The 15,912-nt window shown below is 62.8% G+C and carries 12 protein-coding genes; 9 read left to right on the top strand and 3 right to left on the bottom strand.

Annotation, left to right across the window (positions count from 1 at the left end; genetic code table 11):
- Positions 1-18: 18 nt before the first annotated feature.
- The 7 genes from R8871_RS02690 to R8871_RS02660 all read left to right on the top strand — a co-directional run bounded on the left by R8871_RS02690 (position 19) and on the right by R8871_RS02660 (position 10,258).
- On the top strand, positions 19-1,959 hold the full coding sequence (locus tag R8871_RS02690) for an ABC transporter permease (protein WP_175048923.1): 1,941 nt from the start codon (positions 19-21) through the stop codon (positions 1,957-1,959).
- Positions 1,956-2,765 carry an ABC transporter ATP-binding protein gene (locus tag R8871_RS02685; RefSeq protein WP_175048922.1) on the top strand — a complete coding sequence of 270 codons (810 nt, stop codon included), beginning with the start codon at positions 1,956-1,958 and terminating at the stop codon, positions 2,763-2,765. The genes R8871_RS02690 and R8871_RS02685 overlap by 4 nt, the downstream gene beginning before the upstream one ends.
- A complete protein-coding gene (locus R8871_RS02680) occupies positions 2,762-3,475 on the top strand; it encodes an ABC transporter ATP-binding protein (protein WP_054043304.1) in 714 nt (237 codons plus the stop codon). The genes R8871_RS02685 and R8871_RS02680 overlap by 4 nt, the downstream gene beginning before the upstream one ends.
- A gap of 73 nt (positions 3,476-3,548) precedes the next feature.
- Complete coding sequence (locus R8871_RS02675) at positions 3,549-4,748, top strand: amidohydrolase family protein (RefSeq protein ID WP_175048921.1); 1,200 nt, start codon at positions 3,549-3,551, stop codon at positions 4,746-4,748.
- 31 nt (positions 4,749-4,779) lie between these two features.
- Positions 4,780-5,286 carry a (2Fe-2S)-binding protein gene (locus R8871_RS02670; protein WP_175048920.1) on the top strand — a complete coding sequence of 169 codons (507 nt, stop codon included), beginning with the start codon at positions 4,780-4,782 and terminating at the stop codon, positions 5,284-5,286.
- On the top strand, positions 5,283-8,894 hold the full coding sequence (locus R8871_RS02665) for a molybdopterin cofactor-binding domain-containing protein (protein WP_175048919.1): 3,612 nt from the start codon (positions 5,283-5,285) through the stop codon (positions 8,892-8,894). The genes R8871_RS02670 and R8871_RS02665 overlap by 4 nt, the downstream gene beginning before the upstream one ends.
- A gap of 155 nt (positions 8,895-9,049) precedes the next feature.
- Positions 9,050-10,258, top strand: coding sequence for an ABC transporter substrate-binding protein (locus R8871_RS02660; protein WP_175048918.1), 1,209 nt, complete (start codon positions 9,050-9,052; stop codon positions 10,256-10,258).
- Between the two features lie 874 nt (positions 10,259-11,132).
- On the opposite strand, the gene R8871_RS02655 is transcribed toward R8871_RS02660, so the two are convergent.
- The gene (locus R8871_RS02655; RefSeq protein ID WP_175048917.1) at positions 11,133-11,384 is read right to left on the bottom strand and encodes a hypothetical protein; all 252 of its coding nucleotides are present in this window, start codon (positions 11,382-11,384) and stop codon (positions 11,133-11,135) included.
- Between the two features lie 290 nt (positions 11,385-11,674).
- Here R8871_RS02655 and R8871_RS02650 point away from each other — a divergent pair, with 290 nt between their 5' ends.
- Entirely contained in the window at positions 11,675-12,199 is a 525-nt protein-coding gene (locus R8871_RS02650) for a DUF6496 domain-containing protein (protein ID WP_175048916.1), read from the top strand.
- A 78-nt stretch (positions 12,200-12,277) separates the two neighbouring features.
- Here the strand turns inward: R8871_RS02650 and R8871_RS02645 are convergent, their stop codons facing one another.
- A complete protein-coding gene (locus tag R8871_RS02645) occupies positions 12,278-13,606 on the bottom strand; it encodes an aspartate aminotransferase family protein (protein ID WP_175048915.1) in 1,329 nt (442 codons plus the stop codon).
- 222 nt (positions 13,607-13,828) lie between these two features.
- On the opposite strand from R8871_RS02645, the gene R8871_RS02640 reads away from it, so the two are divergent.
- Positions 13,829-15,244, top strand: a complete 1,416-nt coding sequence (locus tag R8871_RS02640; RefSeq protein WP_175048914.1) for an aminotransferase-like domain-containing protein — start codon at positions 13,829-13,831, stop codon at positions 15,242-15,244.
- Between the two features lie 11 nt (positions 15,245-15,255).
- Here the strand turns inward: R8871_RS02640 and R8871_RS02635 are convergent, their stop codons facing one another.
- A complete protein-coding gene (locus R8871_RS02635; RefSeq protein WP_175049957.1) occupies positions 15,256-15,879 on the bottom strand; it encodes a LysE family translocator in 624 nt (207 codons plus the stop codon).
- Between the last annotated feature and the right edge of the window lie 33 nt (positions 15,880-15,912).

Below are 15,912 nucleotides of genomic sequence, written 5' to 3'. Positions count from 1 at the left end.
GTTACTTCAAGGGTCGCGATGCTTTCGAATTTGCTGGTACAGCTGGTCAACGGACTCGCCGACGCGTCGACGCTGTTTCTCGTCGCCGCCGGTTTGTCGTTGATCTTCGGCGTGACGCGTATCGTCAACTTCGCGCACGGCTCGTTCTATATGTTCGGCATCTATGTCGCGTATAGCATCGCGAGTCGCTTCGGCCATACGGCGGGTGGATTCTGGTTGTCGGTACTGGCGGCCGCGCTGGTGGTTGCGGTGCTCGGTGCGCTGGTCGAAATGATCGTGTTACGGCGCATCTACCAGGCCCCCGAGTTGTTCCATCTACTGGCGACATTCGCGCTGGTGCTGATCTTTCGTGACGCCGCGCTCTGGCTGTGGGGCCCGGAAGACCTGTTCGGGCCGCGTGCGCCGCATCTGGCTGGCGCAGTCAATTTTCTCGGCCATCCGCTGCCGACCTACGATATCGCGCTGATCGTGATCGGGCCGGTGGTGTTGCTGCTGCTCTGGTATGCGTTGACGCGCACACGTTGGGGCACGCTGGTGCGTGCCGCCACGCAGGATCGCGAGATGCTTGGTGCTCTAGGGATCAATCAGGCGTGGCTGTTTACCGGCGTGTTTTTCGTCGGCGCGTTTCTCGCCGGCCTGGGCGGCGCGCTGCAAGGGCCGCGGATGTCGGCGAATCTGTCGCTGGATCTGGAGACTATCGGCAATGCGTTCGTCGTCGTCGTGGTCGGGGGCATGGGGTCGATTCCGGGTGCGTTTGTCGCGGCCTTGCTGATCGCCGAGATCAAGGCGCTGTGCATCGGTATCGGCCATGTTTCGGTGTTCGGCATCGATCTGTCGTTGAGCCGCTTTACGCTCGTTGCGGAATTCGTCGTGATGGCGGTCGTGCTGGTGGTGCGGCCTTGGGGCTTGCTAGGGAAGGCGAGCGCCGCAGTGCGTGGCATGGCCGCGCCTGAAGCGCCGTTGCGGCCGGCGGGCAAGCGCCTGAAGTGGTTGGCGGCCATCGCGTTGCTCGCGCTGGTACTCGCGCCGCTTGCAGCCAATGCGTTTCCCTACATGCCTGTGCTGCTGGTTGAGATCCTGATTGCCGTGTTGTTCGCGACGAGTCTGCATTTCATCATGGGCCCTGGCGGCATGCATTCGTTCGGCCACGCCGCGTACTTCGGCTTGGGCGCATACGGCGCCGCGCTGTTTCTCAAAGTGTTGAATCTACCGATGGAAGCCGCGTTGCTGCTCGGCCCCTTGCTCGCCGTGGCTGGCGCGCTTGTGTTCGGCTGGTTTTGCGTGCGCCTCTCAGGCGTCTACCTCGCGATGCTGACACTCGCTTTCGCGCAGATCGTCTGGTCGGTCGTGTTTCAGTGGGACGACGTGACGGGCGGCAGTAACGGCATTCTCGGCTTGTGGCCGTCGAACTGGTTGTCGTCGCCGGTGGCTTTTTATTATCTGACGCTCGTTTGTGCCGTGATCGGCGTGTGGCTGTTGCGCAAGATGCTGTTCTCGCCGCTTGGCTACGCGATGCGGGCGTCGCGCGATTCGGTGCTGCGCGCCGAGGCAATCGGCATCGACGTGAAACGCGTGCAGTGGGCGGCGTTCGTTGTCGCGTCGCTGTTTTGCGGGCTTGCCGGATCGCTTTATGCCTTCTCCAAGGGGACGATTTCGCCGGAGGTGATCAGCGTCAGCCGTTCAGTGGATGGCCTTGTGATGGTGCTGCTCGGCGGCTTGCAGACGTTGACTGGCCCGATCGTCGGCGCAGCCGTGTTCACGTGGTTGCAGGACACCGTCGCGCGGCAAACCGATTATTGGCAGGCGTTGTTGGGTTTCGCGATCCTGCTGCTGGTGATTGCGTTTCCGCAGGGCATCGTCGGTTTCATTCGCGAGCGTTTCGGCGACGATACGGTGGATAAGGCGGAAGAGCGTGCTCCATCGCCGTCACAGGGTACGGCGATCAAGGAGGGGCTATGAGCTTGCTGCGCGTCTCCGGCCTCTCCAAATCGTTCGGCGGGCTAAAAGCGGTCGACGATGTTTCCTTCGATCTCGAAGCCGGTCAACTGCTGGCGCTGCTGGGTCCGAACGGAGCGGGCAAGTCGACCTGCTTCAACATGGTCAACGGGCAACTGCAGCCGTCGTCCGGTTCGATTCGTCTCAACGATCATGAGCTGGTCGGCATGCGGCCACGCGATATCTGGCGCCTGGGCGTCGGCCGCACATTTCAGATTGCCGCGACCTTCAATTCGATGACCGTGCTCGAAAATGTGCAGATGGCGCTGGTCTCGCGTGAACGAAAGACATTCGGGCTCTGGAAACCCGCAGGCTTGCGCTATGCGGATGAAGCCATGACGCTGCTCGAACACGTCGGCATGGGCGCCGACGCGAGCCGCGCCTGCGGTGTGCTCGCATACGGCGACGTCAAGCGCGTTGAACTCGCTATCGCTTTGGCGAACCGTCCAAAGCTATTACTGATGGACGAGCCTACTGCCGGCATGGCGCCAAAGGAGCGCAACGAGCTGATGGCGTTGACCAAGCGACTCGTCACCGAGCACAAAATCGGCGTGCTGTTTACCGAGCACAGTATGGACGTTGTATTCGCGTACGCCGATCGCATGATCGTGCTCGCGCGCGGCAAGTTGATCGCCGAGGGCGATGCCGAAACGATCCGCAACGACGCACGCGTGCAGGAAGTCTATTTCGGCACCGGCAAGACCTTCCAGCCACGCGCGCCGCTGCATGAAGCGGCGGGCGGCCATCAAGGACAAGGAGCGCTGCAATGAGCGAGCCGATGCTGAAAGTCGCCGGCCTCAACGCGTTCTATGGCCGCGCGCACATTCTGTTCGACGTCGGCCTCGAAGTCGGCCGCGGCGAAGTCGTCGCGCTAATGGGTCGCAACGGCGCCGGCAAATCGACGACGATGAAAGCCGTGATGGGTCTGCTGCCGCGGCGTCAGGGAGAAGTCCGTTTTCGCGGGCAAAACATCGCGGCGTTGCCGCCGTATCGGATCGCCCGCATGGGCATGGGATTCGTCCCCGAAGATCGCCGGGTGTTCTCCGATCTGACCGTGATGGAGAACCTCGATACGGGCCGTCAGCCGCCACGTGAAGGTGCGCCTGAGTGGACGCCGGAAAAGCTGTTCCGCCTCTTCCCCAATCTCGGCGAAATGCCGAAACGTCCCGGCGGCCAGATGAGCGGCGGCGAGCAGCAGATGCTCACCGTCTCGCGCACGCTGATGGGCAATCCGTATCTGGTACTGCTCGATGAACCGTCCGAGGGCGTCGCGCCCGTGATCGTCGAGCAGATGGCCAACATGATTCTCGAACTCAAGCGCGAAGGGCTGTCGATTCTATTGTCGGAACAGAATCTGCACTTCGCCGAACTGGTCAGCGATCGCGCATACGTCCTCGAAAAAGGGCAGATCCGCTTCAGCGGTACGATCGGCGAACTCGCAAAGAACGAAACAGTCAGGCGCGCTTATCTGAGCGTGTGATTCCATTGGCGTCGGATGCGTGCAGGCTGTGCACGCATCCGACGACGGGCAGTCGGTGCGAAAGGAGAGGCAGATGGCAGCAGAGACGTTGACAGGCTTGTCGGGCAAGGTCGCGGTAACGAACATCGGCTTGCTGTTATCCGGCGATATCGACCAGCCGATTCTCGATGCGAACACGCTGGTGATCGATGACGGCGTGATCGTCGCCATCGGCCGAGAGAAAGATTGCGACCTCGAAGGCGCGCGGACCACCGTCGACTGTAAAGGCACCACTGTCGCTCCAGGCCTGATCGATTCGCACGTGCATCCGGTGTTCGGCGACTGGACGCCGCGCCAGAATCAGATGGGCTGGATCGAATCGAACCTGAACGGCGGCGTGACGACGATGATTTCCGCCGGCGAAGTGCATTTGCCTGGCCGTCCGAAAGACGTGATTGGCGTAAAGGCACTTGCCATTACGGCTCAACGTTCGTTCGAAGGAATGCGTGGCGCAGGTGTCGGCGGTGGCGTGAAAGTCATGGCTGGTGCGCCGGTGATCGAGAAGGGCATGGTCGAGGAGGACTTCAAGGAGCTCTCGGAAGCGGGTGTGAAGCTGCTCGGCGAAGTGGGACTCGGCAGCGTGAAAGGCGGCGAAGAAGCGGCGCAGATGGTCGCCTGGGCCCGCAAGTACGGCATCCAAAGCACGATTCACACGGGCGGTCCGTCGATTCCGGGCTCGGGTCTGATCGATCGGGACGTGGTGCTCGCCGCTGACGCGGACGTGATCGGCCACATCAATGGCGGCCATACGTCGCTTTCCTATCGGCACGTATGCGATCTGTGCGAGCAATCGAGCCGGGCGCTCGAGATCGTTCACAACGGCAACGAACGGATCGCCTTGCTCACCGCACGTCATGCGATCGAATTGAAGTGTCCGCATCGGATCATTCTCGGCACCGATAGTCCGGCGGGTTCCGGCGTGCAGCCGCTCGGCATTCTGCGGATGATCGCGCTGATCTCCAGTCTCGCCGATGTCCCCGCAGAAATCGCTTTCTGCTTCGCGACCGGCAATACCGCACGGCAACGCAATCTGCGGCAAGGGTTGATCGAAGTGGGCCGCCCCGCCGACCTCGTCTTCATGGACCGCGCGCAGCACACGGCTGCCGATACGCTGCTGGAGAGTGTGCAACTCGGCGATATTCCTGGTGTCGGCATGGTGATGATCGATGGCTTGATCCGCTGCCGGCGCAGCCGTAATACGCCACCGGCGACCGAAGTGCCGGTGGTGCTTTGAACGCGCGCCGCACGGCGTGGCCGGCATTGTCATGAACCGCCCGGCGCCTCTCGCGCTACACGTCAACGGCGTGACGCATCTCGTCAGCGCCGCTGTGGACACGCCGCTGCTTTATCTGCTGCGTAACGATCTCGCGTTGAACGGTCCGAAATTCGGCTGCGGACTTGGCGAGTGTGGCGCGTGTACGGTCCTGCTCGACGGCATGCCGACGCGTTCCTGCGTGACGACTGCGAAGGTTGCCTTGGGGCGCGAGATCACCACGCTCGAAGGACTGGGCACGCGTGTCGCACTGCATCCAGTGCAGCAGGCGTTTATCGAAGAACAGGCCGCGCAGTGCGGCTATTGCCTGAACGGCATGATCATGACCGCCAAAGCGTTGCTCGATCGCGATCCGCATCCGAGCGTCGAGACGATCCGGCGGGAACTGTCGCGCAACCTTTGCCGCTGCGGCACGCATGTCGAGATTGTGCGCGCCGTGCAGCGCGCGGCCGAACTGCTCGCTGAGCAAAACTCCGTGCGTGAAGGAGTGCGTGCATGACAGGGCCGGATTTCAGCGTCGATCGACGTTCCGCGCCGCTGTCACGACGACAGCTCTATGACGCGCAGAGCGTGCTCATCATCACGCGGCCGCCACAGGCGCCGGTGAAGCCTGCGATCGGTCAGCCGGGGTCGCGCTCGTCGTTCGTGCCGACCGAGGCGGACATGTTTCTCGTGGTGCGCGACGACGGCAGCGTGGTGGCGTTCAACGGTCACGTCGATCTCGGTACCGGCATCGGCACCGCGCTCGCGCAGATCGTTGCGGAAGAACTGGATGTGCCGTTGACGCGTGTGTCGGTCGTACTCGGCCACACCAGCGAGGCGCCGAATCAGGGGCCGACGATTGCAAGCGCGACGATCCAGATATCGGCGGTGCCACTCAGGCATGCAGCGGCACAAGCACGTCAGTTCCTTCTGGCGGAAGCGGCCGCGCGCCTGAATGTCAGCACAGAGCAACTCGATGTGCGAGACGGTGTGGTTTTCACGCGCGATGGCGGGACGGAAAAAAGCATTGCCTACGGCGAATTGATCACCGGGCGGCGCATCGAATTGGACCTTGCCACCGATGCGCCTTTGAAATCGCCGGACGCGTACAAGATCGTTGGCAAGAGCACGCCACGTGTCGATATTCCGGCGAAGGCGACCGGGGAATTGAGTTTCGTGCATGACGTGCGTGTGCCTAGCATGCTGCACGGGCGCGTTGTCCGTCCACCGTATGCCGGTGTCGCGCAGGGCGACTTCATGGGCAACAGTCTGTTGCATGTCGATGAAGCTTCGGTCTGCGATTTGCCAGGCATCGTCAAGGTCGTGGTGATCCGCGATTTTGTCGGCATCGTGGCTGAGCGCGAAGAGGTCGCGCAGCAGGCGGTGAAGCGCCTGCATGTGCAGTGGAAAGCGGTCGAGGGTTTGCCTGCGCTCGAAACCAGCGAGGAAGTGGAAGCCGCGCTAAGAGCGAATCCGGCCAGGCGACGCGATCTGGTGATCGAAGGCGACGTTGACGCAGCACTCGCGCAAGACCCTGCCCGAACGCTGGAACGCACCTACGTATGGCCGTTTCAGATGCATGCGTCGATTGGACCGTCGTGCGCGGTGGCCGACTACCGCGATGCGAAGCTGAAAGTCTGGTCCGGCACGCAGAACCCTCATTCGTTGCGCGCCGATCTCGCGTTGCTGATGGCGCTGGATGAAGGGAACATCGAAATCGTGCGGATGGACGCGGCGGGCTGTTATGGTCGCAATTGTGCGGACGATGTCGCCGCCGACGCCGCGCTGCTGTCGCGCGCAACCGGCAGTCCGGTGCGCGTGCAACTATCGCGCGAAGACGAGCATGCATGGGAGCCGAAGGGCGCCGCGCAATTGATGGACGTGCGCGGCGCTTTGAGCGCGGAAGGCGAGCTCGCTGCCTACGATTTCGCGACGCGCTATCCCTCGAACGATGCGCCCACGTTAGCGTTGCTACTCACCGGAACCATTTCCGCGCAGCCGCAAGTATTCGAAATGGGCGACCGCACGTCGGTGCCGCCGTACGACTACCGGACCATGCGCATTGTCTGCGACGACACGCCACCGATTGTGCGCGCGTCCTGGTTACGGGGCGTGTCGGCCTTGCCGAACACCTTCGCGCATGAATCCTTTATCGACGAACTCGCGGCTGAGGCGGGCGCAGACCCGGTCGAGTTTCGTTTGAAGCATCTGACCGATCCGCGCGCGATCGATCTCGTGAAGGCCGTGGCCGAGAAGGCTGGCTGGCAACCTCGCAACATCGCCTTGAAAGATGATCAGGAAGAGGGCGACATTGCGCGTGGCCGAGGTTTCGCCTACGCCCGCTACGTGCACAGCAAATTCCCCGGTTTTGGCGCGGCATGGTCAGCGTGGGTCGCTGACGTCGAAGTCAATCGCAAGAGCGGCGAACTCGCAGTGACGCGCGTGGTGGTCGGCCAGGACACCGGCACTATGGTGAATCCTGACGGAGTGCGTCATCAGATACACGGCAACGTGATTCAGGCGACCAGCCGTGCGTTGAAAGAACGCGTGACGTTCGGCGATAACGCGGTGACGAGCCAGGAGTGGGGCGCGTATCCGATTCTGACGTTCCGCGAAGTGCCGGTGATCGAAGTCGTGATGATGCCGCGCCACGGCGAGCCACCGATGGGCACAGGCGAATCAGCGTCGCTGCCTGGTGCCGCGGCGATCGCCAATGCGCTGTACGACGCGACAGGTGTGCGTTTTCGCAGACCGCCGTTCACCCCGGAGACGATCCGCGCTGCACTTGCCGATGCGCAAGCGGAAGATGCGGCGGCGCGCAAGAAGAAGCGCTGGCGGCTCGGTTTTCTCGGCGCAATTGCCGCGGGTGCGGCCGGCTGGCTCGGTGCATTGGCTTTGACGCCACAAGCCATGGCGCCGATTACGCCGCCGCTCGCGAGCGCGTTTGCGCCCGAATTGGTGGCGCGCGGCAAACTGCTGGCGGCGCTGGGCAATTGCGCGGTTTGTCATACCGCGCACAACGGCGTGCCGAATGCCGGCGGCAAACCGCTCGATACGCCATTCGGCACCATCTACAGCACCAACATCACGCCTGACGGACAAACCGGGATCGGCACATGGTCGCTCGACGCATTCATGCGGGCAATGCGGCAAGGCATCAGCCGAGACGGCCATCATCTGTATCCCGCGTTCCCGTACACGTCGTTCAGGAACACGTCCGACGACGATCTGAAAGCGCTCTACGCGTATCTGATGGCGCAAACGCCGGTGCGTTCCAGACCGCCGGAAACGAAGCTCGCCTATCCATTCAGCGTGCGTCCTTTGATGGCTGTATGGAACGGGCTTTTCCTCGGACGCAATACGTTTACCGCCAGTGCGACACAGAGTGCGCAATGGAATCGCGGGGCGTATCTCGTGAACGGCCTCGGCCATTGCAGCGCATGCCATACGCCGCGCAATGCATTCGGCGCCGAGAAAACCGGTGCCGCCTTCATGGGCGGCGGCGTGGCGGAAGGGTGGGAGGCACCCGCGCTGTCGACGCTTTCCAACGCGCCCGTGCCCTGGAGCGAGGACGAACTGTTCAGCTATCTGCGCTACGGGCATGCGCCGCTGCATGGTGTCGCGGCCGGACCGATGGCGCCGGTCGTCAACGATCTGGCGGTGTTGCCCGACACCGATATTCGCGCGATGGCCACGTATCTGGCGTCGTTGAGTCCGCTGGAGCCCAATGCGGATCCGGTGGCGATGGCGCGTCAATACGAGCAGGCCAGTACGATCACGGGCGCGGCAACGGGTCTCGGTGCGCGTCTCTTCGACGGCGCGTGTGCAGCCTGTCATCACACGGGCAGTGGACCGCAATTGTTCGGTGCGCATCCGTCGCTTGCGCTTAACACGAATCTGCACAGCACGACGCCTGATAATCTGATTCGTGTGATTCTCGACGGTATCGGCTCGCCTGCGCGGCCTGAACTCGGTACGATGCCGGCTTACCGCGACAGTTTCAACGACGCCCAGGTCGCCGAACTCGTGACTTACCTGCGTCAGCAATTTGCCGGCGGCAAGCCGGCATGGCAGGACGTCACAGCGAGCGTGGCGAGAATTCGCGCGACGCCGCGGGCAGAGTGAAATCGCCAAACGTACTGCAGCATGACTCGCAGCATCGCCCGTAGCACCACTGGCAGCACAATTCGCAATACGGTTCGCCGGACGAATCGCCAAACGCTTCAACGCTTGATAAAAACGACCGCATTCCCGCAATCCTTTTGATAACGGAGAAACGCATGACCACGCGCGCAGGATGGATCTCTCGCCTCACGGTTTCAACGGTTCTATCGCTCGCGGCCGTTGGCGCGAGTGCACAGCAGACCATCAAGATTGGTGAAATCAACAGCTATAAGGCGCAGCCCGCCTTTCTCGGGCCTTACAAGAACGGCTGGAATCTCGCGCTCGAGCAGGTGAACGCGGCGGGTGGCGTACTCGGCAAACAGCTTGAAGTGGTGTCGCGCGACGACAACGGCAATCCGGGCGACACCATCCGCGTCGCGCAGGAGTTGATTGCACGCGAGCAGGTGCAATTGTTGTTCGGCGGGTTCCTGTCGAACACCGGTCTTGCGTTGACCGACTTCGCGAAGCAGAAGAAGATTTTCTTCCTCGCGGCCGAGCCGTTGACCGACAAGATCGTTTGGGCCGACGGCAACAAATACACGTACCGTCTGCGTCCGTCGACGTATATGCAGGTGGCGATGCTGGTGCCCGAGGCGGTGAAGCTGAAGAAGAAGCGTTGGGCGCTTGTGTATCCGAACTACGAGTACGGACAGTCGGCGGTGGCGACGTTCAAGAAGCTGATGACAGCGGCGCAGCCGGACGTGGAGTTCGTCGCCGAACAGGCGACGCCGCTGGGCAATGTCGACGCGGGCGCGGTGTCGCAGGCAATTGCCGACGCGAAGCCGGATGCAATTTTCAACGTGCTGTTCGGCGCCGATCTCGGCAAGTTTGTGCGCGAGGGCAATACGCGCGGCTTGTTCAAGGATCGCAGCGTGGTGTCGCTGCTGACGGGCGAGCCGGACTATCTCGATCCGTTGGGAGCGGAGGCGCCGACCGGATGGATTGTGACGGGCTATCCGTGGTATTCGATCGATACGGCGGCGAACAAGAAATTTGTCGATGCGTATCAGGCGAAATATCACGATTATCCGCGACTGGGGTCGGTGGTTGGATACTCGGCGTTGATGTCGATCGCGGCGGGGATCAAGAAGGCTGGTTCTACCGATCCGGATAAGCTCGCCGCCGCGTTCAAGGGGCTGGGGGTGGAGACGCCCTTCGGGCCGATTACTTATCGGGCGCAGGATAATCAGTCGACCATGGGGGCGTTTGTTGGGGTTACCGGTCTTAAAGACGGTAAGGGGGTGATGACTTCTTATCGGTATATCGATGGGGGGAGTGTGCAGCCTTCGGATGCTGAGGTTAAGAAGTTGCGGCCGGGGGAGTGAAGGTTCTTTTTTTGCCTTTTGCGGCGGCATTGGCCGTGTTCTTGGGGCTTTGGCCTTTCCTTGATTTGTTAGTGGTCTATTAGCGTTGCCCCTGTGCGGGGCGGCACTTACTTTCTTTGCCGCCGCAAAGAAAGATAAGCAAAGAAAGCGGCTCAAACCGCTAATGCTAAGTGGGCACCGTGGTCTGCTGCGGGTAGTGGTGCGACTGGAATCCGTGCTCTCGCGCATTCAGCGCTAGTGACAAAGGACTCATCAGCTCCCACTCCGCACTGCGTGCGTCGCGGACGGGTTTGCAGGGGAAACCGCGGGCTTCGGTTGGGGTTTGTGGGGGCCGTCGGCTTCGCCTCGGCGACGCGCTTCTGCATTCACCCGGAAACCCCCGCTTCAAATGAATTGTCGGTGCCCCGCAATCGCAATCGCAATCGCGGCTGCGGCGGTGGCTACGGCTACGGCTGGCGGTCGCAGTTGCAGTTCCAATCACAATCGCGGTGATGGCGGTGCAAGGACGAGCCACGGTCCGGTGGTGAGACGCGAGCGCCAAAACGCAGCGATCGGTTTTATGAATAGCTCTTCGGCGCGCGCAGCGCCGCCGGAGGTATGACGCCTTTGTCACTGGCGTATGCAGGGGCACGAACCCAGATTCCAGATGCACCACTACCCGCAGCAGACCACGGCCCCCGCTTAGCATTAGCGGTTTGAGCTGCTTTCTTTTGCCTACTTTTCTTTGCAGCCGGCAAAGAAAAGTAGGTGCCGCCCCGCACAGGGGCAACGCTAATAGACCACTAACAATGCAAGGAAAGGCACGAAAGCCAGAACAACGAAAACCCAAAGCCCCGGGAACACCGAAAAACAAGCGCCGCGCAGGCAAAAAACCCTACTCCTCCGCATCATGCTCAATCACAAACCGCCGCAAATAAGCCAACACAGCGGCTTCCACCGCTCGATGATCAGCGGTGCTCCTCGACCCCGCATTCTCCTCATCGCCGAACAACGAGGACGGCGCATTATGCACATCCACTTCCTGGCCTTCGCGGAACACACGAATCTCGTGAACGTCCTCAGCGTACTCGGCAACCCAATGCACGCCTTCGATATGCGCACCTGCGCGAACGGTAGGTATCTTCATGGGCGTCTCCCGGCAGGTCGGACCACGGCGCCAACCCTTGCTCTCACCATACGCCGTCCAGTTGCCAGGCGCGAGCCTTGTCACCCAATTTCCTGAAGTTTCGCTGCGCCGCAACGAGCTTTCCCGATGTCTCACCACGGCAGCGGCACTCCTTCTGAAAACGCCCGCGCCCCGCAAAACGCCCCCATCCCCGTCAAGCAGCGCTCCACCCGCATCGGCCGCCGCGGCGCACGCCCCCCGGCACACGCGTTGCTGCACGTACAAAGCCAACAGCGAACCGGAGGACTGTCATGCCCGAACAGAAAACCATCAAGCGTGCCCAAGCCGACAAGCGTGCCGGCAAGGCACCGAGTACCCAGGCAGGGGAATTCGTCAAGGAACAGATCGATAAGGTGCGCGCCGGCAAGCACGGCGTCAGGTCGGCCAGGCAGGCGATTGCAATCGGCCTGTCGGAAGCGCGGCGCGCAGGCGTCGCCGTGAAATCGCCGAAAAAGGGCGCCGCGAGCGAGGCGACCCGCAAGAAAGCGCAAAAGGACAATGCCGCAGGACAGCACAAGAGCACGGCGAAGAAGCGCGCGAGCAGCGAGTCGACAGCTAAGCGTTCACGCGCCGCGACCAACGCTTTGAAGCGTGAAAGCACCGCCGGCGCGTCGCACACCGCAATGTCGAAGCAGGCGAAGTCGGCAGCAGCCAGGCGTCCGGCGGCCAGCCGCTCCGCCGCGGCGAAGAAGGCAGCAGCGACCAAGGGCGCTTCAGGCCGCTCGGCGGCGGCCAAAAAGGCCGCGCACACGAGGGCTTCACGCGCGCATCACTGATATCACTGGTGTCGTCGCCAGGACGGCGACGTGGGTGAGCGGGGCGCGCGCCACCCACGCGCGCCACATCGCTCGGTCTTACTGCACTGTCGCCAGCACGTCGCCCACCGTCTTGAAGATGTGCGCGATCTGCTCTTCATCGATGATGAGCGGCGGCGAGAACGCGAGGATATCGCCGGTAAAGCGCACCAGCACGCCCGCCTCGAAGCACTTCACGAACGCTTCGTAAGCACGCGCGCCCGGCGCGCCGTCGCGCGACTCGAGTTCCACGCCCGCGATCAAGCCGAGGTTGCGAACGTCCTTCACATGCTTGGCACCGCGCAGCGAGTGAGCGGCGGCTTCGAACTTCGGCGCCATTGTCGCGGCGCGCTCAAACAGGCCTTCGCGGCGATACAGGTCGAGTGTCGCAACGGCGGCAGCGGCCGCAGCCGGGTGGGCCGAATACGTGTAGCCGTGGAACAGTTCGATCGCACCCTGTGCGCCGGCGTTGACGATCGTGTCGTGGATCGTGCGGCTCGCGGCCACTGCGCCCATCGGGATCGCAGCGTTGTTGATTGCCTTGGCCATCGTGATCAGATCGGGCGTGACGCCGAAATATTCGCTGGCCGTCGCCTTGCCGACGCGGCCGAAAGCGGTAATCACTTCGTCGAAAATCAGCAGGATGCCGTGCTTCGTGCAGATCTCGCGCAGCTTCTGCAGATAGCCTTGCGGCGGAATCAGCACGCCCGTCGAGCCGGCCACCGGTTCGACGATCACTGCGGCGATCGTCGATGCGTCGTGCAACGTGACGATGCGCTCGAGTTCGTCGGCGAGATGCGCGCCCCAGGCCGGCTGGCCCTTCGAAAACGCGTTGTGTTCGAGGTTATGCGTGTGCGGCAGATGATCGACCGCCGGCAGCAGCGCGCCGGAGAAGGTCTTGCGGTTCGGCGCGATGCCGCCCACCGAAATGCCGCCGAAGCCCACGCCGTGATAACCCCGCTCGCGGCCGATCAGACGCGTGCGCTGGCCTTCGCCGCGCGAACGGTGGTACGCCAGCGCGATTTTCAGGGCGGTGTCGACCGATTCCGAGCCGGAGTTCGTGAAGAAGATGCGGTCGAGACCGTCCGGCATCAGTTCGGCGACTTTGGTGGCCGCTTCGAACGCCAGCGGGTGGCCCATCTGGAAGGTCGGCGCGAAGTCGAGCGTGGACAGTTGTTCGGTGATCGCGGCAACGATTTCGTCGCGGCCGTGGCCGGCGTTCACGCACCAGAGACCCGCGCAGCCGTCGAGCACTTCACGCCCGTCCGTGGTGCGGTAGTACATGCCCTTGGCCGATTCCAGCAGGCGCGGCGCGGCCTTGAACTGACGGTTGGCGGTGAAGGGCATCCAGAAAGACGACAGGTCGTCGATGACGGGGCGCGAAGTCATGGTTTTCTCCTCGAAGTGGTAGCGAAACTGTAGCGTCCGCGGTTTAATGGCGGCATAAACAGTTGACGCAGTGTGGTGCTAACTGTATTGGTGGATTTGCGGTAACTGTGTCGATCGCGCGATGACGCCGCGGTGACTCCATTTGACGCTTTATCTGGCGCCTTCCGCGCCATCTTTCTGGCAACGTAGCCGGCCGTCGCAACCGGTCTTTCAGTCCGAACCATGATCGAACTACAACTTGAGCGTGACCGACGCGCCGCTCCCACGCTCGTTGAGCAGGTCGTGCAGGGCTTCGCGCGCGCCATCGAGGCGCAGTCGCTGCGCGCCGGCGCGCTGTTGCCCTCGGTGCGGCAGTTGGCGCAAAGCCACGAACTGAGCACCTTCACGGTCACGGAGGCCTACAACCGTCTCGTTTCGATGGGGCTCGTGGTGGCGCGGCGCGGTTCCGGTTATCGCGTGGCTGCGCGCGCGCGGTCCGCGCGCGCAGCCCCGACCGACTGGCAGCCGCCGAGCCTGACCGCGACCTGGCTGCTGTCCGACGTGTTCGCCGACCACTCGGTGCCGATCAAGGCGGGCGGCGGCTGGCTGCCGAACGAATGGATCAACGAGACGGGTTTGCAGCATGCGCTGCGTGCAATGAGCCGCGTGCCGGCGGCGCGGCTCGGCGACTACGGGCATCCGTACGGTTTCGCGCCGCTGCGCGAGCGGATCGCCGAGCAACTCGACCGGCGCGGTTTGCCGGTGGACGTTTCCAACGTGCTGCTCACGCAGGGCGCGACGCAAGGGCTGGATCTGATCGTCCGCACGCTGCTGCGCGCGGGTGACGCTGTGATCGTCGAAGATCCCGGTTACTGCAATCTGCTGCAGATTCTCAAGCTGGCGGGTCTGGTGGTGCATGGCGTGCCGCGCACGCCGGCCGGCGTCGATACGGACGTGCTCGAAGCGCTGGTCGCGCAGCACAAGCCGAAGGCAATTTTCGTCAACACCACGCTGCAAAATCCGACCGGCGCGACCTTCGGCATGTCGGCGGCGTTTCGTCTGTTGCAGATCGCCGAGCGGCAGCGCATGTGGGTGATCGAAGACGACGTCAGCCGCGAGCTGGCGCCGTCCGGCGCGCCTTTGTTTGTCGCCATGGAAGGCTTGCAGCGCGTGCTCTACGTGGGCGGTTTTTCGAAGACGGTGACGCCGGGGCTGCGTTGCGGCTATGTGGTCGCCGAGCGTGCAGTCCTGCGCGAACTGGCGCGCACGAAGATGGCGGTGGGATTGACCTCGTCGGAAGCGATCGAACGGATCGTCGACAAGGTCCTGCTCGAAGGGCGCTATGCGCGTCACGTCGAAGTCGTGAACGAGCGGCTCAAGCTCGCGCATGCGACAGTCGAAGAGCGTCTCGATTCGCTCGGACTGGAACTGTTTCACCGGCCGCGAGCCGGCCTGTTTCTGTGGGCTCGCCTGCCGATCGAAGCAGAACGTGCGAGCGAGGTCGCGACGGCCGCGCTTCAGCACGGCATCTGGCTCGCACCTGGCTCCTATTTCCGTCCCGACGACGCCCCGAGCGCCTGGTTCCGTTTCAACGCGCCGTACTCGACCGACGACGCGTTGTGGCGCTTCATCGAGCGAGTCGGGCAGGGCGCGATCTAGCGGGCCCGATCCTAAACGGACTGGCCGAGCAGTTTGAGCGCGATCGGATACAGCGAGAGCACCAGCAGCAGCGCCATGGCGACGTTGAAGATGCGCAGCCGCTTCGGGTCCGACAGCACTTTGCGTATCGCCGTGCCGAAGCCCGCCCACAGGCAGATACACGGAAAGCCGATCACGTAGAAGATCACCGCCATCGCGATGGCATTCACGCTGGCGCTCTCGCTGAGATGAATCGTTGTGGCGGCGGTCAGCACCATCATCCACGCTTTCGGATTGACCCACTGAAACGCAATGGCTTCATGAAACTTCATGGGCCGGCGATCGCCTTTCTTCACCTTCAACTCACCCGACGTGCCGATTTTCCACGCGAGGTACAACAGGTACGCGACGCTCGCGACTTCGAGCACCGTGTACAGCACCGGGAAGTGCACGAAGGCTTCGCCCAGACCAATCCCCACCGACAGCATCAACAGTACGACCCCGGCGCTGATCCCTGAGAGATGCGGTAGCGTGCGGCGAAAGCCGAAGTTGACGCCCGAGGCGAGCAACATCGTGTTGTTCGGACCGGGCGTGATCGTGGTGACGAGCGCGAACAGAATGCCGGCGGGGAGCGCGCTGAGACTGAGGTAGGACATGGACATGGGTGGCTCCGAGGTTGGTCGATAAGA

Origin of the sequence: Paraburkholderia sediminicola, from assembly GCF_902859805.1 — a bacterium.
Lineage (GTDB): Bacteria > Pseudomonadota > Gammaproteobacteria > Burkholderiales > Burkholderiaceae > Paraburkholderia > Paraburkholderia sediminicola.
Note: the sequence above shows the minus strand (reverse complement) of the source record. Positions and strands in the feature narration are given on the sequence as shown.

Bases quoted from the DNA above. Each gene is read 5' to 3' on its own strand.
- R8871_RS02690 (WP_175048923.1), top strand. From the start codon at position 19: ATGCTTTCGAATTTGCTGGTACAGCTGGTCAACGGACTCGCCGACGCG.
- R8871_RS02685 (WP_175048922.1), top strand. From the start codon at position 1,956: ATGAGCTTGCTGCGCGTCTCCGGCCTCTCCAAATCGTTCGGCGGGCTA.
- R8871_RS02680 (WP_054043304.1), top strand. From the start codon at position 2,762: ATGAGCGAGCCGATGCTGAAAGTCGCCGGCCTCAACGCGTTCTATGGC.
- R8871_RS02675 (WP_175048921.1), top strand. From the start codon at position 3,549: ATGGCAGCAGAGACGTTGACAGGCTTGTCGGGCAAGGTCGCGGTAACG.
- R8871_RS02670 (WP_175048920.1), top strand. From the start codon at position 4,780: ATGAACCGCCCGGCGCCTCTCGCGCTACACGTCAACGGCGTGACGCAT.
- R8871_RS02665 (WP_175048919.1), top strand. From the start codon at position 5,283: ATGACAGGGCCGGATTTCAGCGTCGATCGACGTTCCGCGCCGCTGTCA.
- R8871_RS02660 (WP_175048918.1), top strand. From the start codon at position 9,050: ATGACCACGCGCGCAGGATGGATCTCTCGCCTCACGGTTTCAACGGTT.
- R8871_RS02655 (WP_175048917.1), bottom strand. From the start codon at position 11,384: ATGAAGATACCTACCGTTCGCGCAGGTGCGCATATCGAAGGCGTGCAT.
- R8871_RS02650 (WP_175048916.1), top strand. From the start codon at position 11,675: ATGCCCGAACAGAAAACCATCAAGCGTGCCCAAGCCGACAAGCGTGCC.
- R8871_RS02645 (WP_175048915.1), bottom strand. From the start codon at position 13,606: ATGACTTCGCGCCCCGTCATCGACGACCTGTCGTCTTTCTGGATGCCC.
- R8871_RS02640 (WP_175048914.1), top strand. From the start codon at position 13,829: ATGATCGAACTACAACTTGAGCGTGACCGACGCGCCGCTCCCACGCTC.
- R8871_RS02635 (WP_175049957.1), bottom strand. From the start codon at position 15,879: ATGTCCTACCTCAGTCTCAGCGCGCTCCCCGCCGGCATTCTGTTCGCG.